The organism is Paenibacillus alkaliterrae, assembly GCF_021532375.1.
GTDB classification, from domain to species: Bacteria; Bacillota; Bacilli; order Paenibacillales; family Paenibacillaceae; genus Pristimantibacillus; species Pristimantibacillus alkaliterrae.
Map to the genome: position 1 here is coordinate 55,785 of NZ_JAKGAP010000013.1, position 25,769 is coordinate 81,553.

The window sequence follows — 25,769 nt, forward strand, 5'->3', positions numbered from 1 at the left end:
CTAAACAGCATCGATAAAAGCCGTTTATTTAATAAACGTGTGAATCGGGTGGCCTAGCGCAACTTCCGCTGCATCAAGCACGATCTCGCCAAGCGTAGGATGCGCGTGAATCGTAAGCGCGATATCCTCAAGCGTTGCACCCATTTCGATGGCAAGAGCAAGCTCGGCAATCATGTTGGAAGCTTCAAGACCGATAATTTGCGCACCCAGCACAAGACCGGAATCTGCATCGGATACGATTTTCACGAAACCTTCGTTAGCGTTCAATGACATCGCGCGACCGTTAATCGCGAACGGGAATTTGCCGGCCTTCACGTTATAGCCGTTATCCTTCGCTTCCTTCTCGCTAAGGCCGACGCTTGCGCATTCAGGATCGGAGAAGCAAACGGCAGGAACACATTTGTAATCAATAACGCTCGTATGACCGGAAATCGCCTCGGCAGCTACGCGGCCCTCGTACATCGCTTTATGCGCGAGAGCAGGTCCAGCAATAATATCGCCGATGGCAAAGATATGAGGAATGTTCGTACGACATTGCTCATCAACCTCAACCAAACCGCGATCGGACAATTTGATGTTGATTAGATCAAGACCAAGCTCACCATCGGTATTCGGACGGCGTCCAACCGTTACGAGCAAGTAATCTGCCGTTACTTTCTCTTCTTTGTCGCCAACGGAGTAGGTTACAGTGACGTCTTTGTCCGTTTGCTCGGCGCTCTTCGCCTGTGCTCCGGTAACGATGTCAACGTTCGTGCTCTTCAGCTTCTTCGCAACAATCGAGGACATGTCTTTGTCAAAGCCCGGCAAGATCGCGTCGGAGCCTTCGATAACCGTCACTTTCGTACCGAATTTGGAATACATTTGGCCAAGCTCGATACCGATATAACCTCCGCCGATCACGACGAGGCTCTTCGGAATTTCAGGCAATGACAATGCGCCGGTTGAAGAGACGATGCGTCCGCCATAAGGGAATGCTTTCAGCTCGATCGGACGGGAGCCGGTAGCGATAATGCAGTTTTTGAAACGGTAGCGCGGCGCTTCTTGATCATTGAATACGCGCGCTTCATTTTCGTTAATGAACATGACTTCGCCTTGGAAATATTGGACTTTGTTCGCTTTCAATAGAGAAGCAACGCCGCCGGTCAGTTTCTTGACGATCCCGTTCTTGAATTGCTGAACCTTGCTGAAATCAACCTTCGCTTCACCAACTTCGATACCGAATGCGGAAGCGTGGCTGATCGATTCATATTGATGCGATGCGGAAATAAGCGCCTTCGACGGGATACATCCTACGTTCAAGCATACGCCGCCGACATATTCTTTATCCACGATGAGTACGTTTTGACCAAGCTGAGCAGCACGGATCGCCGCTACATATCCGCCTGGACCCGCACCAATGACTAATGTGTCTATATCAAGGGAAGCATCACCTACGACCATGTCTTATACCTCCATTATGAACAATTCCGGCTGAGCCAGAAGTGTTTTGATGTAATTCATAAAGTTTTGTGCCGTTGCGCCGTCGATAAGACGGTGATCGAAGCTGAGAGAAAGTGCCATGACAGGCGCAGCAACGATTTCGCCGTTACGGACGATCGCTTTTTCCGTAATTCTGCCTGTTCCAAGAATCGCAACCTCAGGGAAGTTGATAACCGGCGTAAAGAACATACCGCCTGCGGAACCGATGTTCGAAATTGAAATGGTGCTGCCTTTCAGTTCGTTTGCAGCAAGCTTGCCGTCGCGGCCGCGAGCTGCCAGATCACGAATCGAATCCGCGATTTTGAACAGATTTTTACGATCAGCATCTTCAATGACCGGAACGATCAGACCGTTATCCGTATCCGTTGCGATACCGATATTATAGTATTTGCGCAATACGATCTCTTGGTTTGCCTCATCCAGCGTAGCGTTCAGGATCGGGAATTCACGGCAAGCTGCCACGAGAGCTTTCACGATGAACGGCAAGTACGTAAGCTTGGACCCTTTTTTCTCGGCGTATGGCTTATATTTAGCACGGAGTGCAACAAGTTCGGTTACGTCAACCTCGTCCATAATGGTAACGTGCGGCGCTGTGTATACCGATTTCGACATTGCATTTGCAATAATTTTACGGATGCCTTTGAAAGGGATACGTTCTTCTGGACGGTAGGCTGTTCCAGCTGCTGCTTGAGCAGGCTTCGCTTCGACCGATGCTTTTTCCTGCTGCTCAGCTGCTGCAGGAGCTGCCGGATCGGCTGCAACCACTGCTGCAGGCGCCCCGCCAAAGCCATTAACGTCCTCACGAGTGATGCGGCCGTTTTTGCCGGTGCCGCCAACTTGAGTCAGGTCTACGCCCTTCTCGCGTGCGAACTTGCGGACGCTTGGCGTTGCAAGCACAAGACCGCCGGCTTTCGGAGCTGCCGTTTGCGCTGCAGGAGCTTCTGCTTTAGGCGCTTCTGCAACCGGTGCAGCTGCCGCCGGAGCCTCTGCTTTAGGCGCTTCGGCAGCAGGCGCTGCTCCCTCGGGCAATTCGCCTTCCGCATCGATGATGGCAACAACCTCGCCAACATGACAAACCTGTCCGTCCTTCACGAGCACCTCAAGCACTTTTCCGTCTACCGGGCAAGGTACTTCAACGATCGCTTTGTCGTTCTGAACTTCCATAATAATACTATCATCTGTAACCGTGTCGCCGGCTTTGATGTGCACTTTAATAATTTCGCCTTCGTGCAAGCCTTCGCCCAGCTCCGGGAAACGATATTCGAATTTAGCCACCGCTAGTAACCTCCTTTAAAAGTTCAGTACTTTCTGTACTGCTGCAGAGATACGAGCTACGGATGGAAGCCACGCATCCTCTATTTGAGCAAACGGATATACGGTATCCGGTCCGGCAACGCGGAGTACTGGTGCTTCCAGGTGCAAAATTGCTTTTTCATTGATTTGAGCGATAACCTCAGCTGCAACGCCGGATGTTTTTTGCGCTTCTTGCACGACGATTGCTCTGTTCGTTTTTTGGATCGAAGCTACGATTGTATCGATATCAAGCGGAAGCAGCGTACGAAGGTCGATAACCTCTGCTTTCACGCCCGTTTTCTCCAGTTCCTCCGCTGCTTTCACGGCTGTATGAACCATCATGCCGTATGCAATGATCGTAACGTCGCTGCCTTCGCGAACAACGTTAGCTTTTCCGATCTCAACCGTATATTCTCCTTCAGGCACATCTGCTTTGAATGCGCGGTACAGGTTCAAATGCTCCATGAAGAAAACAGGGTCATTGTCGCGAATGGCGGAAATCATCAAACCTTTTGCATCGTATGGATTCGAAGGAATGATTACTTTAATGCCAGGCGTTTGAACGGCAAGGCCCTCAAGGGAATCGGTATGAAGTTCTGCCGCTTTAACGCCGCCGCCGAATGGCGTACGGAATACGATTGGAGCGTTATAGCGTCCGCCGGAGCGGAAACGCATACGTGCTGCTTGAACGAACATTTGATCAAGCGCTTCATATATAAAACCAACGAACTGAATTTCTGCGATGGGGCGGAAGCCTTGAATCCCCATTCCTACAGCCATGCCGGCGATAGCCGATTCAGCAAGCGGCGTATCGAATACGCGGTCCTCGCCAAACTCCTCTTGCAAACCTTCTGTCACGCGGAATACACCGCCGACCTTACCTGCATCCTCACCGAAGATGAGAACGTTAGAATCGCGTTTAAGTTCTATGCGCATCGCGTCGCGAATCGCTTCCAACATATTCATTTGAGCCATGATCGTCTGATCCTCCTCTACTATTGAAAATCGGCCTTTTGCTCTTCCAGATACTGCGGCGTCGTCTCGAACATGGAATCGATCAAGCCGGCAACCGTCATTTTCTCAGCGGCTTCCGCTTTCTTGATATGCTCGTTTACCGTAGCTTTCGCTTCTTCCTTCACGCGGTTCGTATCCTCTTCCGTCCAAAGGCCTTTTTTCTCCATAAACTTGCCGAAACGAGTAAGCGGATCCTTAAGCGCCCATTCCGCTTCTTCTTCTTTTGTACGGTATTTTGTCGTGTCATCCGCCATCGAATGCGGGCGGAAACGGTAGGTAAGCATCTCGATCAAAGTTGCGCCTTCTCCATTGCGGCCGCGTTCAGCAGCCTCTTGCACCGCTTTAATTACCGCAAGCACATCCATGCCGTCTACTTGGATACCGCGGATACCGGCAGCAACCGCTTTATGTGCGACCGAAAGTGAAGCTGTTTGCTTTGCAAACGGTGTCGTAATCGCATATCCGTTGTTTTGAACGACATAAATAACTGGCAGCTTAAAAACGCCAGCGAAATTCATTCCTTCGTAGAAGTCGCCTTCTGACGAACCGCCATCACCTGTATACGTAATCGCTACGCGCTTCTCGTTCTTTTTCTTAAACGCCATGGCTACACCAGTCGCGTGCAAAATTTGTGCGCCGATTATGATTTGCGGCATAAGGACATGTACATCCTCCGGAATCTGACCACCATGCTGATGACCGCGGGAATACAGAAATGCTTGGTAAAGCGGTAATCCATGCCATACGAGCTGCGGCATATCACGGTAGCCCGGGCAAATAAAATCATCTTTATTTAGCGCGTACTCACTGCCGATCATCGATGCTTCTTGACCGGATACAGGCGCGTAAAAACCCAATCTCCCTTGGCGCCCAAGGTTGACAGCGCGCTCATCCCACGTACGGGTAAAAACCATGCGATGCATCACTTCTTTTAATTGGTCATCCGTTAATTCCGGCATTAAGTCCGGGTTAACAACTTCACCGTCAAGGGACAGGACGGATAGCGGTGTTACCGGTTCCGTTTGAACTTCATATGGCAATTTGCTCATTTTGAACGCTCACCTCAATCGAAATATTTGAAAATCGTTTACCTCTGTTATAGAATTATTATAAACCTGTTTAATGAAAATGGTCAAAGCAAAAAACAAAAAAACCGTTGTTTTTTCGCCGATTCTCATCATTCTTTTAAGAAATTGTATATGCTACAGATTTATTTTTACACTGTAACAGCATAATACAATACAACAGAAATAGATGGGATTCCCTTTCATGCCTTTCTATTGTTTACCCACAACGACAGCATTCCATTCAATAAAATCAAATCGTAAGGAGATAAAGAAATGACCGATGAGAGATATTTAAAACGTACGATTGTGAAAGAAACCGTCCCTAGCCGTTATCTGCCCGAGCAATCGAGAAATTTACGCATCTTTTTGCCGCCGGGCTACAATGAAGTGCTAAGCTACCCTGTCGTATATTGCCAGGACGGAGAAGATTTCTTTAACTTCGGACGTATCGCAACTACGGCAACCCGGTTAATTTTGGACGAAGGACTTGAGCCGTTTATTATTGTAGGGGTAGACGTCGACAAGAAATATAGAACCGACGAGTATACGCCAGACGGCAATCGACATGCGGCCTATATCCGTTTTTTTGCGGAAGAGCTTATTCCTTTCGTAGAGGAGCGCTACAGCGTCAGACGCGAGCCTGAGAATCGAGTGCTTGCAGGCGATTCTCTCGGAGGCTCAGTTTCGCTTCATCTTGCTTTGACCTATCCCGAGCTGTTCACGCGCGTGATGTCTCTTTCAGGCGCTTTCTACGGGGTGTCCCAAAATATTATTTCTGAGCAGGGAGACTTAAGCTGGCTTCACATTTATATGATTGTAGGTTTACAAGAGGATGCCTATGAGACCGACAGAGGCGTATTCGACTTCGTCGCATTGAACCGTAACGCCAAGGCATTATTGGAACATAAGCAAGCCGCGATATTTTACGAGGAGAAAGACGGCAAGCACCAGTGGGGCTTCTGGCAAAAGGAGCTTGACCGGGCGCTCTCCTACTTTATTGAGGTTGAATAGCAGGTAAACATGCGTGTACGGCCGGCAAAGTTTTCTGGCGGCAAGCGCACAAGAAGCTGCCAAGCCTGTTCCTTGCGGAACCGCCGGACAGCTTCTTCGCTTTTAAAACGCTTATCTTACCTGCTCCAAATCAGCTTTCACCCTCTGCAACAGCTCCTTGCAGCCGCTGTCCACCAGCTCGTATACGAAAGAGAAATTACCATCGTAATAAGGATCCGGCACATCCTTCAAGCCCTTAGAGGGAAGCAGCTCCATGAAGGTGAACAGCTTCTTCCGAGCTGCATGCTCCTTCCCGCCCTCTCCGATCTCTAACAGCTTTCGCACGTCGCGCAGGTTATTCGTATCCATACATACGATATAATCGAAAGTATCGAAATCATCCGCGGTTACTAACCGCGCCTTCATCCCTTTATGCGGGATGCGGTGCTCATCCAGCAGCTTTCGTGTGCCTTCATGCGGCGGGTGCCCCAAATGCCAATCCCCCGTTCCCGCTGAATCCACCTCAATCTGATCGCCTAAGTTAGCTTGTACCACTTGATAGCGCATAACGGCCTCCGCCATGGGAGAGCGGCAAATATTACCCAAGCAGACGAATAAAATGCGAGCCTTCATTGCGAATCTCCTTTCTGCTTCGATTCAACCGTTGCCGTCCGGAGCGAACGGCGCGGCAGCTTCCACTTGTAATAAACCGACAGCATTCTAAAAGTAATAATAACGATAAATAAAAATAAAAGTTCAATCGTCGACTTAAACCAGCCAAGCCCGATCGCCAGTCCCGCGAGCATGGCCCACACCGCATATATTTCGTCCTTAAGGACCAGCGGCTTCCGCCCTGCCAGCACATCCCGAATGATTCCCCCGCCAATGCCCGTCAGCATTGCTGCGACAAGAACGGCGCTGAGGGGATGCTTCATCTGAGTCGCATACAGCGCGCCTTGGATCGCGAAGGCCGACAAGCCGATCGCATCGAAGAAAGCCTCGCTTCGCCGCCAGTGTTGAATCCATACGGCCGGCAAAATAAACGCGATCGTCATGGCAATTATCGCGATTTTAAGCAAATATCCTTGGCTCCAAAGCGATGTAACCGGCATGCCGATTAATAAATTTCGTACGACCCCTCCCCCAAAGGCAGTGACCAAGCCGAGAACGAATACGCCTAAAATATCGTACTCCTCTTCCATCGCGACAGTCGCTCCGCTGACCGCAAAGGCTATCGTGCCAATAATACTGAAGACGCCAAAAATATCTATGCCCACTGAACAAACTCCTCGCTTCCCGTCCCGTGTACCAATCCAAATCATCGGTACTTCCTTCCCCATTTTAGCTGGGAGCATTCGGTTGCGCAACGACAAATTTCGAGTTTTCCTCCATCGATTTTAGAAGCTTCTTGCTTCACCCTAGTTTTTATAGAACAATAGGATTTATACTTGTATTTGTTTGCAATGCCATTCCTCCATTTAGAAAGGACATTCTTCATGCAGCAACGCATCGTCATATGTACCGGCGGCCAGCTGGGCGACTGGGCAATACAGCATATAAAACCCGGGGATTTGCTTATAGGAGCTGACAGCGGCGCGCTTTATCTCATCCTGCAAGGTTTGAGGCCGGATATTGCGATCGGCGATTTCGACTCGGTATCCGAAGAAGAACTTATCTCCATTCGCAACAGCAGCGGGAAGACAATCGCCTGCGACCCAGTCGATAAGGACTATACAGATACGGAAATGGCTGTTCGGCTAGCGCTCGATATGCAGCCCAATGAGCTCGTTCTGCTCGGTGCGCTGGGCACAAGATTCGACCATTCGTTAGCAAACGTCCATTTACTGGCGCTGGCCGCACAGCAGCAGGTTCATGTCGTAATTATAGACAACCATAATAAGATCACGCTGGCAACAGATCGCCTTATTGTGGAGCAGCAAGGATATCCCAACGTTTCTTTGCTTCCCTTGTCTATGGAGGTTAAAGGCATAACGTTAACGGGATTTCGATATCCGTTAACCAATGCCAGCCTAACGCTTGGACAATCGCTTGGCATAAGCAATGTGCTGCTTTCTTCTACGGGCACCATTCAATTGGACGAAGGTCTGCTGCTTGTCATACAGAGCCGAGACTAATGGCGAAGATAGAAGAAGAGCCAAGGCAGACTTTGCTTTGGCTCTCGTTTATCTTTAGCTGCTAATGTGGCCACTAATAATGATCTTCTTCCTTCGTAACAATCGTTAGTCCATCCATATGCTTGCGATTCATGATTTTGCGGGCTTTTCTATTTTCCTTTGAATCGAAAATAATGTCCATGTCATATTGTTCATCCGGATACAGTTCCGTCCTGGCAATATACAATTTAAGACGCTTATGGTTAAACGCAAGCTTCTGGCCTTGTACCTGAACGATGACATTTCCCCGCTCATCGGCCGGGCGAAATACGACGCCTGCTCTTTTGAGCGGGTATATCCATACGGCGTCACCCTTCTCGAATCTTTTGCGTTTTAATTTTACCTGCTTGCCCTCGGTGCCTTCGCTATCCCCTTCAGCTATCGCCTTCCTCTTCGATCCCCCTCCATCTGCTGCTTCCTTGTCCATTATTTTTTTTGCATTAGGATTCGAATCAAGTATCGCGCTCAGAGCAGCATTCTCCTGCTTGTTGCCAAGCAATTGCTCGGCTCGCTGCATCAAATCCTCCGGCAATCCGAACCTCCGGGCAATCGCCAAAGCATGGCTATCCCCCGCCTCCCCTATCTCCAGCCGATAAAGCGGCTTTAGAGTTTCCGCATCAAAGGCCATTTTTCCATTTTGACAGCCGGCAGTTCGAGCGGCGAATGATTTGATTTCGTTAAAATGGGTCGTTGCCGCGGTTAGTGCCCCGCTTTGCAGCAACCGCTCCAGAAGCGCGACGGACAGCGCAATCCCTTCGGAAGGATCGGTACCGGCAGCAAGCTCATCGAGCAGAAGAAGCGCTCTTGGACCCGCGCATTTCAGCATCTCTTTCAACACCGTAATATGAGAAGAGAACGTACTCAACGATTGCTCTAAGCTTTGGCCATCGCCCACATCCGCAATTATATGCTGAAAGACGCCGACTACGCTCCCCTCCTCCGCCGGGACCAGCAAGCCCGATTGCACCATTAACGCAAACAATCCGACCGTCTTCAACGTGACGGTCTTTCCGCCGGTATTCGGTCCTGTTATAATGAGCTGCTTCCAGTTATAGCCCAAATCGACATGTAAGGGCACGTTTCCACATCCCAGCAAAGGATGCCGCGCGCCAACGAGCCGTATGACCGACTGGTCCGATAGTTGAACGCGCCTCCCATCGTAAGAGCGCGACAGCTTTGCCCTTGCCGTAATGAAATCAAAGGTGGCCATCGCCTCAACGTTGCGATGCAGCTCAAATGAAAACGATTCGGCAAGCTCCGACAAACGGGCTAAAATAATTGTACGCTCCCGCTCCTCTTCCGATTTCCATTGTTGCAGTTCTACCTGCAGCTCAGCCACATCAACCGGCTCGACAAACAAGGTCTGACCGCTGGAGGATTCATCCCATACCGTACCCGGCACCTGCTTTCGATGCTCACGCTTGACCGCGATGACGAAACGGTCACGCCTTTTGCTAATGAGTGCCTCCTGCAGGGATGAACGATACTTATGCATGGCTTGATCCATTTTTTTCTGGATTTTATCCTCCTTGGAATAAATATGTCTTCGCAGATAGGCAAGACCCGTACTTGCTTGATCGGTCAAATGTCCATACCGAATACAACGGTTAAGCTCTTCCCGCAATGAGGGGCAATCAAACATGGATTCCGCGTAAGCTGCAATCGTAGGCGCGATATGGCGTTTGCTGTTCATGTACTTTTTCATTTGCAAGACGGAGGTGAGCCATACCGACAGCTGCTCCAGCTCCGATTCGTTATAAATCCGCCCTTTGCCAAGCAAGGATAGAAACGGGTCAATGCCTTCCATAGCCGATAACGGAATACTCGCTCCGCTCGCCAGCAATCCCGCCGCCTCCTCCGTTTCCTGCAGCCATGCTTCAACCTGACGAAATTTCGTACTAGGCTCCAGTCGTTCTGCGAGCAATCTGCCTGCCGGCGAAACCGTATAGCTAATGACGCTTTGCTTAACCTTGTCAAATTCTAATTTTCTCCATGATGCTTCATTCATCTTTTATAAAGCCTCCTCTGTTTTTGGGTAAAAAAAAGACAGAAACAGAACGCGGGTGCGTTCCATTCCTGTCTTCATCGACCTATTGCCGCTCCAATCCTATCCCGCTTTCATGATTAATCCTTAATCACAAATCGGGTATAAAAAAACCGCGCTATGAGAGCACGGTGATTGGGCCGCTGTCGAAATGCATGCAGGCGGAAATCCTCATGTCCAGAACTCTTGGCGTCAGATCGCAAATAGAGTCTTGCCGCACGATGCATTCGCACCGGGCTGGGTCGCAAGACATTTGTTCATCTGACCATATCCAATTTATGAGTTATGGACACCAGCAAACATCAAAATTTCCCCTTTAAACATTCTAATAAATAAAAATCTTTACTTTCTTAATGTACAAAAAAGACAAGTCCAATGTCAAGCTGCCATACAAATAAATAGCAATGCTATAGCGGTATTATCATTCCGGTTCGAGCAAACCGCATGTTTTCCGGCAAGGAATAGGACTTTCTAAGATCGATGTCATGAGACATATGCGTAAGCAGCGTGCGCTTCGCCCCCCATAACTCCGTCAAATCGACGGCTTCAAGCACATCGTAAACGGAACGCGTTTCATAAGCGAACGGCTCCCGGTAGAAGCTTGTGCCGAGCACAAGCAAATCAAGTCCGTACAGCGGTTTCTGTTGCTGCTCCGTCAAACCTATCGAATCCGAGCAATAAACCCATCTGTAACCGCTTTGTACGTGCTCGAACCGGAATGCATACGCGTAGCCGTTCTTACCGTGATTGACGCGCCAACTGGTAACAAACCATTTTCCCAGTGTTATCGGCTGATCGAATGAAAGAAAGGTCAGATGATTACCCAGCCATGGAAACCGGGCTAATATTTCTTGAATAACCTCTGAAGGAGCATAAGCGATACCCTTTTTGTTTAGCCAACGGCATGCGTCCGCCCACTCCACCAAGCCGCCGATATGATCGAAATGCGCATGGGTGATCAGCATCGTATCGATCTCTCTAATTTTGGCCGCTTCCATTTGCATTCCCCAATCAGGGCCGCAATCAATCCATATGGTTCCCGCATCCGGGTCCTCCATTTGCAGCGAGGATCTGAGGCGTCGGTTAACGTTTGTCGTCCGAGCTTCCATGCAAACGCCGCACTCGCAATAGACGCGGGGAACGCCCATGGAATCTCCGGTTCCTCTAAATATGAGCTTCATCTATGCAACCTCCATGCGCAACTTTTATGACTTCCGCTGTTTAAATTGCAGCGTAATCGTTGTACCAAGATCCGGCAAGCTGAAAACATCTACTTTGCCCTCATGCAAATCGACGATCCGTTTGGCAATGGACAAACCAAGGCCAACGCCGCCCGTAGTGCGGCTGCGGGCTCCATCCACGCGGTAAAATCTTTCAAACAGATGGGGAATCTCGTTCTCCGGTATGCCCATCCCTTTATCCTTCACCTCAATCTTCACGATTTGCCGCGTAAGCGAGATGGTGACATCGATGGGATCCTTTGAATATTTAATCGCATTATCGAGTAATATGACCAGCAGTTGCCTAATTTTGTCCCTGTCGCCCACCATGCGAACGACCTTGGACATCGCCTTAACGCGGATGGGACGTCCAAACGTCGTTTGCAGCATCGTGGCAAGCTCGTCGACTACATGCACGACGTCGAAAAGCTCCAGCCTCAGCCAATCCTCTTGCTCGGCCTCGGCAAGCATTAGCATCGATTTCGTTAAATTTTGCAAACGGTTTGCTTCTTTATCAATAGCCTCGATAGCTTCATCACGCAAGCTTTCATCATCGCGTCCCCAACGCTTTAGCATCCCCGCATAGCTCGTAATAACCGTAAGAGGCGTTTTTAGCTCATGTGAGGCGTCGGCAACAAATTGCTTCTGCTTAGCGAACGTACGGTCCAGCCGCTCGATCATTTGATTAAATGCGCGAACGAGCTGCAGCAATTCCGCAGATTCCTCTCGGCTGCCCAGTTCAATTTGCCGCAGCTTCCCGCTTCTGTCGATCTCCCGCATCGTATTCACCATTTGCTGTATCGGCGCCGTTAACCTTGACGTGAACCAATAGGTACCGAATATAGCGAACAAAATGGCGCCTCCGCTCGTTATGCTGAGAGCAGCGACAAGCACCTGCAAATAATTGTCCAGCTCGTCCAAAATACGGTTAACCTCCAGCATGGCTATCACGCGGTTATCCTCGTAAAGCGGTACGCGCATAAATAAAATACGCTCTCCGCCTTTCGTAATCATACCTGTATGATGCAGAATCTCGAAGGTTGCAGGCAGCTGCAGCAGCAGCGGATCGGATCCCGTAATGTTGACTACCCTATTGTTTGGCACAATAATACGGATCATTTCATTCACGTTGTAATATTCATTGAGCAGCTCCGGTGTATGGAGTCCTCGGCCGCTCTGTATTCGGGGATTCTCCAGCATGAGATTAACCTTATTCGCAATAACTTCCTCTTCACTTTCCGTCGTGATCTTGATCACATAGAAGTAAACGAATATATTAAACAGAATCAAAATAAAAATAAGCCAAAATATGGTGAAAAGCGTGAACCTTTTGCGCAGTGTCATGCATCGGGCTCCTTTATCATGTAGCCTACTCCGCGAACGGTATGAATCAGCTTATGACGGTAGCCCTTGTCCAGCTTTTGCCTTAGATATCGGATATACACATCAACCAAATTCGTTTCGCCGATAAAATCGTAACCCCACACTTCCGACAAAATGTCTTCGCGAGATTTTTCATCGTTCTTGTTCTCTACAAGATAAACAAGCAGCTCGAATTCACGCGGCGTTAATTCAATTAATATATCCTTGCGGTAAACCTTGCGCGTCCTCAGCTCGATGGTCAGATCGCCCACTTTAATCATATCCGAGCCTTCTGCTTCCCTGGGATGCTGCTGAAAAATTCGCAAAATATTACGAACGCGTGCCAGCAGCTCCTCCATCGCGAACGGTTTAGTAATATAATCGTTCGCGCCGTGCTCGAAGCCGCTAACTTTATCAGGAACGGTATCTCTAGCCGTTAATAATATAATAGGCACAGGATTACCCGCTTGTCGCAGCAGTCTGAGCACCTCGATCCCGCTCATCTCCGGCAGCATGACATCCAGCAGCACTAGCTGCCAATCACCGGTAGAGGCCATCTCATAACCGGTACGTCCATCGGCGGCAGTGCCAACCGTATAGCCCTCATGCTCCAACTCGAGCTGCAAAATTCGAGAAATGCCTGCTTCATCTTCCACAACAAGAATACGCTCTTTCATCTTAGAGGCTCACCTGCTTCCGGTTATCATTATTAGTCCAAATCATCATCTATACTCCAATATTAGTCTGCTGGTACCATTATTTTTATCATAATGAAGCTGTTTCACAAAAGCAAGCAAGCCGGCCTACAGGAAAAGTAGACCGGCAATTGCCGCGAGCAAGACCACTTGCCACGGCGGACGCTTCCATAATTGAATCATAGCGAAGAAAACCAAAACAAAAACGAACTGAATTGTCGTGTTAACCGTGTCTACGAATATAGGGTCATATAAGGCAGCCAGTAAAATACCTACGATTCCGGCATTTACACCCTTAAGCGCAGCTTGAGCTGCCCGATTTTGCTTTAAAGCTTCCCAGAAAGGCAGCGTCCCGATCAAAAGCAGAAACGATGGCAAGAAAATAGCGAAGAGCGCTATAAAGGCATAAATCATCCTCATCGGCCCCGTCTGCATGGCCGCTCCGATATAAGCTGCGAAGGTAAATAAAGGGCCGGGTACAGCTTGCACCGCTCCATATCCAGCCATAAACTGGCCGTGAGTCAGCATCGGCTCACCCTTGCCTACAAGCTCTACCTCAAGCATCGGCAATACGACATGTCCTCCGCCAAACACAAGCGAGCCGGCGCGATAAATGCTATCAACAATGGCTATTAAGGATCCGCCGCCCCAATGACTGACGATGGGCAAACCAATCAGCAGAAAAAAAAATATAACGAGCATGCTTCCTCCGAAGCGTCGGCTGATCTTGGGCATATTTTCCTCAGGCTCCGCAGTCAGATCAGCATCAGTTTTCGGTTTTAACATCCAAATTCCAATTACCGCACAAACGATCAGCGGCAGCAGCTGTCCCCACATATGAGGGATTAAGATGGCCATGCATGCTGTTCCGAGAGCTAATGCCGCACGGAACGAATCAGGAGCCAAAGTGCGCGCCATGCTCCAAACGGCCTGAGCCACGATAGCGACAGCAGCCAGCTTCAATCCCTGCAGCCATCCTGCATCCGCTATGTTTAAGGAGCTCGCACTGTAAGCGAACAGAATCATAAGCAGCGCTGACGGGAAGGTGAAGCCGATCCAAGCCGCAACCGCTCCCCATGCCCCTGCACGTTTCGCGCCGATCGCCATGCCGAGCTGACTGCTGGCAGGCCCCGGAAGAAATTGGCAAAGCACGACAAGATCGGCGAAAGCGCGATCAGTGAGCCATTGCCTACTCTCAACATACTCATTGCGGAAATAGCCGATATGTGCAACTGGTCCGCCGAAGGAGGTAAGTCCAAGCTTTAAAGCTGCCAAGAACACCTCCCATAGAGAACCGATACCATATACTCGCCTATTCATCCATTGATCACCCCTAGCTTTGCATCGACCAGGCTTCAACATCCCATATTTTCGTTACCCAATCCTCATAGAAGTCAGGCTCGTGGGAAACGAGAACGACTGTGCCCTTAAAGGCTTGCAGCGCACGCTTTAGCTCCGCCTTGGCAACGACGTCCAAGTGGTTCGTCGGCTCATCGAACAGAATCCAATTGCTTTCGCGCATCATTAGCTTACATAGACGGACCTTGGCCTGCTCGCCGCCGCTCAATTGATTAAGCGCACGGGTAATATGCTCATTTTTCAAGCCGCAGCGTGCAAGCGCAGCACGCACCTCATGCTGGTTCATGAACGAGAACTCGTTCCATACATCGTCAAGCGGCGTCATTGTAGGAGCCTTAGCCTCCTGCTCGAAATAAGCGGGATTCAAGTAATCCCCACGATAAACGTTGCCGTCAAGCGGAGGAATTACACCCAGGATGGTTTTCAGAAGCGTCGATTTACCGACTCCGTTACAGCCTACGATAGCAATTTTATCTCCGCGCTCAATAAGCACATCCATCTTTGGAAGCAGCGGCCTATTGTAGCCGATTACCATGCCGTCAGCCTCGAATACGGTTTTGCCGCTCGTTCTGGATTCTTTGAAGCCGAAAGTCGGTTTTGCCGCTTCCTCCGGACGGTCGATACGATCGATCTTATCCAACTGCTTCTCGCGGCTCTTCGCACGTCCGGAGGTTGACGCACGAGCTTTATTGCGCTGAATAAAATCTTCCTGCTTCTTAATGAATTCCTTTTGCTTCTCGTAAGCGTCTATATGCTGCGCCTTGTTCATGTCCGCCATTTCAAGAAACTTCTCGTAGTCAGCCGAATAACGGGTAAGCTTCGTGAATTCAAGATGATAAATGACATCGACAACTTGATTCATAAAGCCCGTTTCATGGGAAATGAGAACGAATGCGTACGGGTAATTTTTCAGATAGTTAGTCAGCCAGTTAATATGCTCTTCATCCAAATAGTTCGTAGGCTCATCGAGGAGTAAGACGGTCGGCTTCTCGAGCAGCAGCTTCGCAAGCAAAACCTTTGTCCGTTGTCCCCCGCTTAGCGCCGTTACGTCCCGGTCAAGCCCAATGGCATTCAGGCCCAAGCCGTTAGCCATCTCCTCTACCTTGACATCGATCAAATAAAAATCGCCGATATCCAGTTCTTCTTGAATTTCGCCCATTCGCACAAGTAATTGATCAAGCATATCCGGATCGGCGTCGCCCATTTGCATTGCGATCTCGTTCAGCTCCTGCTCCAATACAAGCATCGGTGCAAAGGCATCCTTCAACACATCGCGAATCGTTTTGCCGGCTTCCAGCTTCGTATGCTGATCCAAATACCCGTAACGAACGCGGGGCGTCCATTCTACTTTTCCTTCATCCTTCAGCAGCTTGCCGGTCATAATATTCATCAGCGTCGATTTTCCGGTTCCGTTCGCGCCTACAAGACCGACATGCTCGCCTGCCAGCAAACGGAATGAAACATTTTTAAATAAAACGCGATCGCCGAACGTATGTGATAATTGCACTACCGTTAACAAACTCATGATTTCATTAGCTCCATTCAAGCATTTCAGTAATAAGAAGCGACGGCTATTGCCGATTTCGCCCGTATTATTGTAACACAGTTAAAGCTAATTTGTATTAATTTCATTGTAAAGCAATGTGAAAACCGGTTGAAAAGCTCGAAGCATTCGTTTTCTTACCTGCGCATGATCAGTGATCCAACGGCCGGCCCATTGTGCCTGAAGAATGGAATGCGAAGATAATCGCGGGATAACCGCGAGCGGTCTCGAAGGAAAAAGCGTGAGCCATTCCTTTCGTCCTTCAAAGTCGATATCCTTATTCGCAATCCACGCAAGAGAACCCCCGTTATTTTGGATCTCTGTTTCTAATTGATTAAGCTTTTGCAGCTCGGCTGCCTGCCACTTAAACACAGCTGGATCCCCAACGGCAATGACGACCCGCGATTGCCTCAATAGCTCGATTGCCTGCGGCTCCTGCCATTTATGAGACAAATCAATGATGTTGATAGAGCTTGCGGTTTGACCCAGCATCCGTTCGAATATTTGTTCCTCATTTACAGATTTGGACATCCTAACAGGATTAATGGCCAACCAGTTTACCTTATGATCCTGCTGGATGTATTGAATATATCTATCGTCGCAGGCGAATTTGCCGCTGGATGCTGCCATCGTTTGTCGATCGCGCTGCGATAAAATGGCATGCCACTCCGGCCTTAAGCCGCTGTATTCAACTGCTGAAACGGATTTGTTCCGGTGTCCTAGCAAAGCGGCTAATGTAAGCGTCAAGAAACTCGCGCCTGCACCCGGAGATAATGAAATCATGCTGATAAGCAAATACTCCGGGTGAAATAAAGGCGGTGCCTCTCTAAAGGATCCCTCCTCTTGTTTCCTTATGCTCTGCCGTTCTATCGACTTTAACTCCTGCTCCACTTCAGCCATAGAGCGATACCTGCTGGATGGGACAGGCTGCAGCATCCGGTCTAGAAACGCTTTGAAGTCATGGGATACATCGGCTTGCATAAGAGCAAATGGATCCTTTCTTTCAAGAAGCCTGTCATCCCGGCGAAAGACCGTGCCGCCGGTTGCCATATAATAAAGCAAAGCTCCTAATCCATAGATGTCCGTTCTGCCGTCACTCTGGCCATTATTTCCTCCTTGCTCCGGTGCCGCGAAGCCCACGGTTCCGAGTTGAACGGTATCCTGCGAACCGCCCTCCTTATAGTATCTTGATATGCCAAAATCAATGAGCTTCACGAGCCCCTTGCTGTCAACCATCACATTCGAAGGCTTTAAATCTCTATGGATAATTGGCGGATCTTGACCATGGAGATACCTGAGCGCGGAGCAAAGTTGTAAAGCAATATGTACAATCTGTTGATAGGTAAACCCGGCAAACAGCTTACCATAATAGGCTGCAATCGTCTGTCCCTGAAAATAATCCATAACAAGCGCACTGTAACCCTGTTCACCCATCTTCAAGTAATCAATAATCTGAGGCAGGTGAGGATGGTTCAGCTTCATGAGCATAACCGCTTCTTCAGAGTAGGCGAGACTCCCGTCCGTTTGCTGCGATGTTATTTTAACAGCTCTAAGCATGCTGCCCAGCTTTAAATCCTCTACGGCATATACGACTCCCATTCCGCCTTTGCCGATCATGCCGACGATACGGTAACGCTCTCCGATAATATCTCCCGTATTTAGCTGAGAAATGGACATGTCACGATTCATCCTTATGCACGCTCCCCTTATTGGATACAAAAAAAAGCACCCTGATGCCGTTGCTTTTCAGCAAGCGGCATCAGGATGCTTTCCCGATACGTTATTCGATTACTCTACAATAACATATCCCTTTTCAACTGTACAACCACTATTTCAACTGACTAGAATACTCGTTTCTTCGAATTTAGCAGCTCAGCCAGGAAAGCCAATGCAAGTCCTTGTCCCCAACCCTGCACCCGCTTGTGAGCTACGTCGCGGTAGCCTTGCAAATCATTCATGACCGCCGTCCCCGCTGACACGTTCAAGACGGCGCCATCCTCGGTAATCTGACTCAAAATACCGTCTATCGAGCGTTGGATATATTTGTTGTACAGCGTGCCAAAGGCGAATAGTCCAGTCGCAATCCCCGCCGAGCCCGACGTTTCGAAATAAGAAGTCTCATCATTAAGAACCGTATGCCACAATCCGTTATCCGCTTGCATGCGGACAAGCGTGCTAAGCTGATCTCGCAACGAGCCTTCAATGATCATAAACGACGGATGCTGAACGGCAATATGCGGAAAAGCCTTCGCCATCGTTAGGGAAGCCCAGCAATTGCCGCGCGCCCAGAAGATCGATGACATATGATTTTGTGCGATATTGTCCCAGCCATGATAATACAAATTAGTAACCGGATCCTGCAGGAAGCGCTCATGGCCATGATACTGCTTGAGGCCATCCTCCAAATAATCCGAACGATCGAGCAGATGGCCCATGCGTATGAGGAAATAACCTGCCATCATCATCGTATCAACCCATGCCTGCTCAGGGAAATTATAGTTCTCCGAGTTAACCGTATGCTGGAAAATCCCATCCGCGAAGCGAACCGCGTCATGCTTTAAGTACTCTGCCATTTGAATGGCTACATCTAAATATTTTTGATCATCGGTTGCTTTGTACAAGGAAATCAATGAATGTCCGATGGATACGCCATTTACGGACAGCTTAGGCAGTCCATCCTCAAGCTTCTCGTCAACCCATTCCTTAAGCAATTGAATATAGCGCTCGTTACCCGTTGCTTCATAAGCTTCCGCCACACCGTAGAAAGCGACGCCTCCCGGCCAATCCCAACTAAAATCCATTCTAAATGTACGGTCTATTACACGATCGATTACGTCACGAATATGATTTTCATCAAATTGAAGTTGAGGCATTTCCATCTTCCTCTCCCCTGATTCACTTAAATTTCTATTTTAAACCACTTGTACTGATGCCTTCAACAATATACTTCTGAAAGGCAAAGAAAATTGCCAATACGGGAATTAAGCTGACGACCGACATCGCGAACATCGCACCCCAATTTGAAACCGTATCGCTGTCAAGGAACATCTTTAAGCCCATCGAAACCGGATATAAACTTGGACGGTTCAAATAAAGGACCGGTCCGAGCAAATCCTCCCAGCGCCAGTAGAAGGAGAAAATCGCTGCAGTCGCGAGCGCCGGCACAACGAGCGGCAATATGATACGGAAAAATAGGCGGAATTTTCCGCAGCCGTCAATCGTCGCTGCTTCGTCAAGCTCGTTCGGAATCGTCCGAATGAACTGGATGAGCAAGAAAATGAAGAAAGGTATACCGAAATATTGAGGAATGACGATTGGTTTAATCGAATTTAGCCACTCAATCTTCGCAAACAATATATATTGCGGTACGAGTACGACATCATGAGGCAGCATGAGCGTAACCATCATCACCGCAAACCAAAAGGTTTTGCCTGCGAATTGAAGCCTTGCGAAACCGAACGCGATGAAAGCAGATGACAGCACGGCTCCGATCGTTGACAATACAACGATTTCGAGCGAGTTCATAATAAAATTGCCGAAGGATTGACCCGCAATTCCGATCCATCCAATTTTGTAATTCTCCCATATCCATGGCTGAGGAATAAGCGAGTCTGCCGTTGCAAATATAAGATTACTTGGCTTGAACGAGCTCATTAACAGCCACAAGACGGGATAAATCATAACTAAGGCCAGAGCAGCTACAAAAATGTGGTAGATGGGCCACTTCAGTTTTTTGATTAACATGACTAATGCCCACCCTTCGACTCATAATGAACCCATTTTTTAGAAGTTGCAAACAGGACAGCTGTTAGAATGGCGATAATGATAAGCATCACCCAAGCCATTGCAGATGCATAGCCCATATCGAAATAAACGAAAGCTTGACGGAACAAGTAAAGCGAATAAAGCAGCGTACCGTCGAGCGGACCGCCTTCGCCTTTGGAAATAATGTAGGCCGGAACGAATGTCATAAACGCACCGATCGTTTGCATAATGGTGTTGAACAAAATAATCGGGCTTAGCATTGGCAATGTAATTTTGAAAAATCTTACGATTGGTCCCGCTCCATCTACGTTAGATGCTTCATATAATTCCGGCGGGATGTTTTTCAAGCCTGCAAGGAAGATAAGCATAGATGAACCAAACTGCCAGACTGACAAGGTAATAAGCATCCATAGAGCAGCTATCGGATCTGCAAACCATCTCACGCTATCTAAACCGAGTACATTCAGAAAATGGTTAATGACTCCCTCGTCGCCATATAGGTTGCGCCACATGATGGATACTGCGACGCTGCCGCCGATAATGGAAGGAAGATAATAAACCGTCCGATATAACCCGATTGCTTTCGAGGCTGTATTTAAAATCATAGCGATAAACAACGCGAACGCCAAGCGAAGCGGTACACCGATAAAAACATATAGAAACGTGACCTTGAGTGAAGCCCAAAACTTCGAATCATCGGTGAACATCGACGAGTAATTTTCTAATCCGATAAAGGATGGCGTAGATAATAGATCATAGTCTGTAACCGAGAAATATAAGGATGCGATCGCAGGAATCAATGTGAAAATCAAGAACCCGATTACGAACGGACCAATAAATGTGTATCCGATCAAGTTGTTTTTGAGCGATAGCGATTTCATCTTATCCAACTCCTATACGAAGTCTAACGTGCCAATTAAGGAAGAGCGATGGCCGATCAAATGACCAACCATCGCATCTACTCAAACAATATTACTTGTTTTTCTTTAGAATGGCGGTTGCTTCGTCTCTAAATTTCGTAGCTGCTTCTTCTGGCGTAATTTTGTTGTAGTTCATTTGCTCTGCAAGGCTTGTTAACGATTTGAATACTTCAGCGGAGCCGATAGGATCAGCAGGATCCATTGGGGAGCTGTTCGCTTCAGCCCAAGCTACATAGTCATAAACTTGAATTTGCGCTTCAGTGGAAACCGCTTTAAGCGCTTCTTTTACTTTTGCGGAAACCGGCACGCCGCGGTCACCCAAAATCAATTTGTTAGCTTCGACATCGTTTACGAAGAAGCTTATAAATTTAGCTGCTTCCTCTTTCGCTTTCGAGTTTTCAGAAACGGAGAAGAACATACTTGGCTTCAAGAACAAGCCTTTTTCCATGTTAGGGCCTGGCATAGGTGCAATTGCAAGCGGACGATTCGCAACCTGCTGCAAACCTACGAATTGATTCGACCATTGCCATACGCCGATACCTTGATTAAGGACGAGGTGACTGTCTTCAGCGCCTTTGATTTGAGCAAGCACGTCCGGAGAAGGAACAGCTCCGTCAATAACCAATTTTGCCAGCATGCCGAAGAAATCGACGAACATTTTGTCATCCTCATAGCCGAGTCCAGTACCTTCAGCGTTAAACAATGTTTTGTCTAACGTGCGAAGGTAGTAACCAAAGAATACTTCAGGGCGCATTCCATTATCGAAGAACAAACCAGCTTCTTTCGCTTTTCCAGCCATCTCTAGGTAGTTATCCCATGTAAGGTTTTCAGGAATGGAATCAATACCCGCTTTTTTTAGAAGCGCTGGATCATAGTTCAGACCAAGTGCGTTAACACCAAGGTTGAAGCCGTACAATCCATCGCCGAGTTTACCGCCATCGATCGCATTTTGACTAATGTCGCTAACGTCGATTTGATTGCCAAGGAACGGTGTCAGGTCAGCCAATTGATTTCTGCCTGCATATTGCGCATAGTTTTGCGTATCGATCTGTATGATGTCCGGAAGCTCGTTAGCTGCCGCTTGAGGAGCAAGCTTCTTCCAGTAATCGTCATAGTTCGCATATTCCATTTCGATCGAGACATGCGGATTTTTTTCCTTGTACATTTCAATAACCTTCATCGTGTAATCGTGTCGAGGCTGTCCGCCCCACCAAGCGATCCGAAGTGTGACAGGCTTAGCCTCGGTCGTTTCAGTGCCGCTGTTTTCAGTGCTCGGTTTGTTAGTTGCGTTCCCCGCATTGCCGGAGTTAGCACTGCCGCATGCGCTGACGAGAACGAGTGCAAAAGCCATTAGCAGCAAAAGCATTTTTTTCGGTGCTTTCATTTGTTACGCCCCTTCCAGACTCTTTAATGTTGTTTACAAGCTTAATTATAGGGGGAATGTCGAAATGCCGGAATTAAAAAAACCGTTTTCTTTGTTAAAAAAACAGAGGTCGCCATTACGGCGACCTTTTGTATTCGGATGGCGTGAAGCCCGTATATTTTTTGAAAACCTGACTGAAATATTGCGGATTATCTCCAAACCCTAATTTTTCGGCAAGCTCGAACACCTTCACGTCGCCCGTTTGCTCAATCTCTGACATTGCCCGTTCCATGCGAAGCCGCATCACATAATTTGAAAACTTATCGCCGGTCTCCTTCTTGAACAGCTTGCCTAAATAGTCGGCGTTCATATACAAGATCTCGCTGGCTACCCAGTTAAGCGAAAGCTCCGGATTCGCGATTTGCTCCTCGATAACGTGAAGCATTTTATGAATAATGATGGAATGCTTTTTCGTATGTGACTGAAAATTGTTCAAGCAAATTTGCTCCGTGTTTTCCATCACGAATTGTTCAATCGTCCGCAACGTATTAAATTGGTCGAAACTTACTATTTTTTGTAAATATTCATTAATTTCTTCCGGATTTCCTTGCCTAACGATCGATACGTACAGCGGAATAACATAAGATTTGGATAAATGCGTATCCATCCTGCTCTCGGCCAGCAGTGTAAAATAGTTTTGAAGCTCCGCCTTCACATACGCCCAATCACCCGATTTGACGTGCATGCAAAGCGGCTCTTCGTCATAAATAAAAGGTCTTAGAAAATCGTCATCTCCGCCCTCGATGTCGTTCTTCGTGATGATGCTGCCCTCGCCTAAATAAAATCGATAATTCAAGCACTCTAATGTGTCGCGGTACATTTTACGGGCATTGACGATATGGCCTAAATCGCTGACGGCAACCGTGGCGTCAAGTTTATAATAGGCTGTAAACGTTTGTTTGATTTCCATCAGCCTTGAGAATAGCGGCGGCGATTCATCCGTCTCCTTGATCAGAAGAAGGACATGCTTCCCAATTGTCGTGCTTAGGAGGACAATCGAATTGCCGAGTACGTCCTGCGCTATATTTTTGATGGCAAACATATGCTCGTATTCGAAATCTCCTTCGATTTGAAACAGCAGCAGCTGAACCTTGTGATTATCAACGGTAATATGAAAAAGCCGTCCATAATCATCCCAGTCACGCTGACCGTACATTTTATTCGTTACGAGCTCCTTCAGAAACTGCTCCTTTGCATGAGGAAGCACCTTAGACAGTTCCTTCTGAATATTGAGCATAAACGATTGTTGCGAATGCTGATTCTCCAGCTCCTCTATGACTTCGGTCAATGCTTCCGTGATCGTATTCTCGTTACAAGGCTTTAACAAATAATGCTTGACGCCAAACTGCATCGCCGTGCGGGCATAATCAAATTCACTAAAGCCGGATAACAAAATAAAGGCGATTTGCGGAAATCTTTCGTAAACTTTTTCAACCAATTGCAATCCGTTCATGCCAGGCATCTTAATATCCGAAATGACAATGTCGGGCATATGCGTTTCAATAAAGGACAAGGCTTCAATCCCGTTTCGCGCTGTTCCAATTAGCTCCGTGTTATATGCTTCCCAACTTACAGTAAGCGATATGCCTTCCACTATGATTCTTTCATCGTCAACCAAAAGCACTTTATACATCGGAATCCCTCATTTCATAAGGAAGCATTAATATGACCTTCGTGCCTCTGTTTGGCTCGCTTTCCACCGTGATGCCATACGCATCACCGTATAGCAGCTTGATACGGTCCTCTATATTTTTCAGTCCGAGTCCCGAGCCCTTTGTTTTCACTTGCCCGCTTAGTAATTGCGCGACAAAATGCTCCTCCATGCCTGTACCGTTATCCTCAACCGCAATGAACAAAAGCGCTTCTTCTACGTATGCATGGATCTTGATTGTGCAGGTATCGATCATTTGCTCAAGTCCGTAATTGATGGCATTCTCGACAAGCGGCTGCAGAGAAAGCTTGGGAATGCTGCAATGCAGCAGCTTCTCCGGTACATTGACATGAAAATCGAGACGTTCTTCAAAACGGTATTTCTGTATCGTGACATAATGGTTTATAATCTCCAGCTCTTTGCTCAGCGGGATTAGCGGCTCTTTTAAGTTTATAGAAGTCCTGAGCAGCGAACCAAGCGCTTCAACCATTTGCGAAATATGCGTTTGTTTGCTGAGCTTGGCCGACCAATTAATTGACTCCAGCGTATTGTATAGGAAATGCGGGTTAATTTGAGCTTGCAGCGCCTTGAATTCCGTATCGCGAATTGTCAGCTGTTTGACATAGTTTTCATGGATCAGCTCATTGATTCGTTCGACCATGATTCGGAAGTTTCGATGCATTTGCCCCGCTTCGTCCATCGCAAGCGCCCTTGCATTCGGCTCATCCGTATAATCAAAATGCCCAAGCTGCACCCTTTTCATTTTTGCATTCAACCGCTCGATTGGCTCCGTAATTCCATTCGCAAAGCCAACGGCAATAATTAATATGGCAATAAACAAAATGACAGCTATAAGAAGGATCGTATTTTTAACACGTACAATTCGATCAAAAATATCATCGAATGGAATAAGCGTGTAATAGGTCCAATCTGTGTTAGTGGAGGCCATATAAGTCACAAAGTATTGCTTGCCATTGGATTTGATAACCTTATAGCCGTCATTTCCGGTCAAAGACGATAGCTGCTCGACTGAAAAATCGGATGCGTCTGCATAAATCGCTTCGTTGTCTTTCATAATGATCAGCTGCGCTTCATTGCTATTCATGCCCTTGGCAAAATCGTTGAACAGCTTCTTCATATCGATCCGGATTGCCAACGTACCGATATAATCCAGCTGTAATTGTGCGAACGAGCGAACCTGACGGGCTGCAATTAAAGAGTCACCTTTCGTGTCAGGTGCGATCCATGTATTTCCTCCCTTGTTAACGGCCGTTAGCTTCATGAATTTATATAACCGATTCTGGCTAACTGTTATCGAATTCGCGCCAACCGCATACTCGTTGTCATTCACGTCATAAAGCTGTGCAGACAACACATATTTATCGAGCGCACCAATATTAACCATTCGCTCTTGCACCGTCGTTCTTACGACGTAATTATCATAATCGGACAAGCCGCTTTTAATCGATCTCAAATAGCTTTGTATCGTTGTGTCCGTCGCGATCATGAACGTTAGTTTTTCCATCTTTTTTAATTCATTCTCAATATTAAGGGAGGACAAGCTGAGCGCTTTGGACGATTGCTTGTAAATCTCCTGGTCATAGAAATCGTAAGCATATTGCTGCACAACCATTCCAATCACAGCAACCACAATCATAATGACGGATATAAGCACGAACATTTTGTGTTTAATACGCAAATTACTATAAAGCGCTTTCAGGCTATGCACTGGCAAATGCCTCCTTTATGCGTATACAGCCTTTACCTTGA

21 protein-coding genes are annotated in these 25,769 nt (G+C 47.7%); 2 read left to right on the plus strand and 19 right to left on the minus strand.

All coding sequences use genetic code 11. From position 1 onward, the window contains the following. Positions 1-24: 24 nt before the first annotated feature. Genes lpdA through pdhA form a run of 4 tightly spaced genes read right to left on the minus strand, consistent with a single transcriptional unit; the run spans position 25 to position 4,835 of the window. The gene (gene lpdA / locus L1N85_RS07450; protein WP_235236674.1) at positions 25-1,440 is read right to left on the minus strand and encodes a dihydrolipoyl dehydrogenase; all 1,416 of its coding nucleotides are present in this window, start codon (positions 1,438-1,440) and stop codon (positions 25-27) included. 3 nt (positions 1,441-1,443) lie between these two features. Continuing rightward, positions 1,444-2,754, minus strand: coding sequence for a dihydrolipoamide acetyltransferase family protein (locus L1N85_RS07455; RefSeq protein ID WP_235236676.1), 1,311 nt, complete (start codon positions 2,752-2,754; stop codon positions 1,444-1,446). 15 nt (positions 2,755-2,769) lie between these two features. Next, positions 2,770-3,747: an alpha-ketoacid dehydrogenase subunit beta gene (locus L1N85_RS07460; RefSeq protein ID WP_235236678.1), complete on the minus strand. Its 978-nt coding sequence runs from the start codon at positions 3,745-3,747 to the stop codon at positions 2,770-2,772. A gap of 20 nt (positions 3,748-3,767) precedes the next feature. Continuing rightward, positions 3,768-4,835, minus strand: coding sequence for a pyruvate dehydrogenase (acetyl-transferring) E1 component subunit alpha (pdhA, locus tag L1N85_RS07465; protein ID WP_235236680.1), 1,068 nt, complete (start codon positions 4,833-4,835; stop codon positions 3,768-3,770). A gap of 291 nt (positions 4,836-5,126) precedes the next feature. Between pdhA and L1N85_RS07470 the strand changes: the two genes are divergently transcribed. Beyond that, on the plus strand, positions 5,127-5,864 hold the full coding sequence (locus L1N85_RS07470; RefSeq protein WP_235236682.1) for an alpha/beta hydrolase: 738 nt from the start codon (positions 5,127-5,129) through the stop codon (positions 5,862-5,864). Between the two features lie 111 nt (positions 5,865-5,975). Here L1N85_RS07470 and L1N85_RS07475 read toward each other — a convergent pair whose 3' ends face one another. Together L1N85_RS07475 and L1N85_RS07480 are read right to left on the minus strand one after the other, a co-directional pair. Further along, a complete protein-coding gene (locus L1N85_RS07475) occupies positions 5,976-6,476 on the minus strand; it encodes a low molecular weight protein-tyrosine-phosphatase (RefSeq protein ID WP_235236684.1) in 501 nt (166 codons plus the stop codon). Further along, the gene (locus L1N85_RS07480) at positions 6,473-7,114 is read right to left on the minus strand and encodes a trimeric intracellular cation channel family protein (RefSeq protein ID WP_235236845.1); all 642 of its coding nucleotides are present in this window, start codon (positions 7,112-7,114) and stop codon (positions 6,473-6,475) included. Before L1N85_RS07480 ends, L1N85_RS07475 begins: the two co-directional genes overlap by 4 nt. Before the next feature lie 225 nt (positions 7,115-7,339). On the opposite strand from L1N85_RS07480, the gene L1N85_RS07485 reads away from it, so the two are divergent. Beyond that, on the plus strand, positions 7,340-7,978 hold the full coding sequence (locus tag L1N85_RS07485) for a thiamine diphosphokinase (protein WP_235236686.1): 639 nt from the start codon (positions 7,340-7,342) through the stop codon (positions 7,976-7,978). Between the two features lie 73 nt (positions 7,979-8,051). Here the strand turns inward: L1N85_RS07485 and L1N85_RS07490 are convergent, their stop codons facing one another. From L1N85_RS07490 to L1N85_RS07550, 13 genes are all read right to left on the minus strand, one after another. Beyond that, positions 8,052-10,025: an endonuclease MutS2 gene (locus L1N85_RS07490; RefSeq protein WP_235236694.1), complete on the minus strand. Its 1,974-nt coding sequence runs from the start codon at positions 10,023-10,025 to the stop codon at positions 8,052-8,054. A gap of 443 nt (positions 10,026-10,468) precedes the next feature. Continuing rightward, complete coding sequence (locus tag L1N85_RS07495) at positions 10,469-11,242, minus strand: MBL fold metallo-hydrolase (RefSeq protein WP_235236696.1); 774 nt, start codon at positions 11,240-11,242, stop codon at positions 10,469-10,471. A 24-nt stretch (positions 11,243-11,266) separates the two neighbouring features. Continuing rightward, positions 11,267-12,625: a sensor histidine kinase gene (locus L1N85_RS07500; RefSeq protein WP_235236698.1), complete on the minus strand. Its 1,359-nt coding sequence runs from the start codon at positions 12,623-12,625 to the stop codon at positions 11,267-11,269. Beyond that, entirely contained in the window at positions 12,622-13,320 is a 699-nt protein-coding gene (locus tag L1N85_RS07505) for a response regulator transcription factor (RefSeq protein WP_235236700.1), read from the minus strand. The genes L1N85_RS07500 and L1N85_RS07505 overlap by 4 nt, the downstream gene beginning before the upstream one ends. Positions 13,321-13,446: 126 nt before the next feature. Beyond that, positions 13,447-14,658 carry a chromate efflux transporter gene (gene chrA / locus L1N85_RS07510; protein WP_235236702.1) on the minus strand — a complete coding sequence of 404 codons (1,212 nt, stop codon included), beginning with the start codon at positions 14,656-14,658 and terminating at the stop codon, positions 13,447-13,449. Between the two features lie 13 nt (positions 14,659-14,671). Beyond that, on the minus strand, positions 14,672-16,222 hold the full coding sequence (locus L1N85_RS07515) for an ABC-F family ATP-binding cassette domain-containing protein (RefSeq protein WP_235236704.1): 1,551 nt from the start codon (positions 16,220-16,222) through the stop codon (positions 14,672-14,674). 87 nt (positions 16,223-16,309) lie between these two features. Further along, positions 16,310-17,929: a serine/threonine protein kinase gene (locus tag L1N85_RS07520; protein ID WP_235236706.1), complete on the minus strand. Its 1,620-nt coding sequence runs from the start codon at positions 17,927-17,929 to the stop codon at positions 16,310-16,312. Positions 17,930-18,081: 152 nt separating this feature from the next. Further along, positions 18,082-19,113: a glycoside hydrolase family 88/105 protein gene (locus L1N85_RS07525; protein ID WP_235236847.1), complete on the minus strand. Its 1,032-nt coding sequence runs from the start codon at positions 19,111-19,113 to the stop codon at positions 18,082-18,084. A gap of 34 nt (positions 19,114-19,147) precedes the next feature. After that, entirely contained in the window at positions 19,148-19,984 is an 837-nt protein-coding gene (locus tag L1N85_RS07530; protein WP_235236708.1) for a carbohydrate ABC transporter permease, read from the minus strand. A gap of 2 nt (positions 19,985-19,986) precedes the next feature. Beyond that, a complete protein-coding gene (locus L1N85_RS07535; protein WP_235236711.1) occupies positions 19,987-20,886 on the minus strand; it encodes a carbohydrate ABC transporter permease in 900 nt (299 codons plus the stop codon). A gap of 91 nt (positions 20,887-20,977) precedes the next feature. Next, positions 20,978-22,309 (minus strand): ABC transporter substrate-binding protein, encoded by a 1,332-nt coding sequence (locus tag L1N85_RS07540; RefSeq protein WP_235236713.1) that lies wholly within the window; start codon positions 22,307-22,309, stop codon positions 20,978-20,980. 115 nt (positions 22,310-22,424) lie between these two features. After that, positions 22,425-23,981, minus strand: a complete 1,557-nt coding sequence (locus L1N85_RS07545; protein WP_235236715.1) for a response regulator transcription factor — start codon at positions 23,979-23,981, stop codon at positions 22,425-22,427. Continuing rightward, positions 23,974-25,728: a sensor histidine kinase gene (locus L1N85_RS07550; RefSeq protein WP_235236717.1), complete on the minus strand. Its 1,755-nt coding sequence runs from the start codon at positions 25,726-25,728 to the stop codon at positions 23,974-23,976. Before L1N85_RS07550 ends, L1N85_RS07545 begins: the two co-directional genes overlap by 8 nt. Positions 25,729-25,769: the final 41 nt, after the last annotated feature.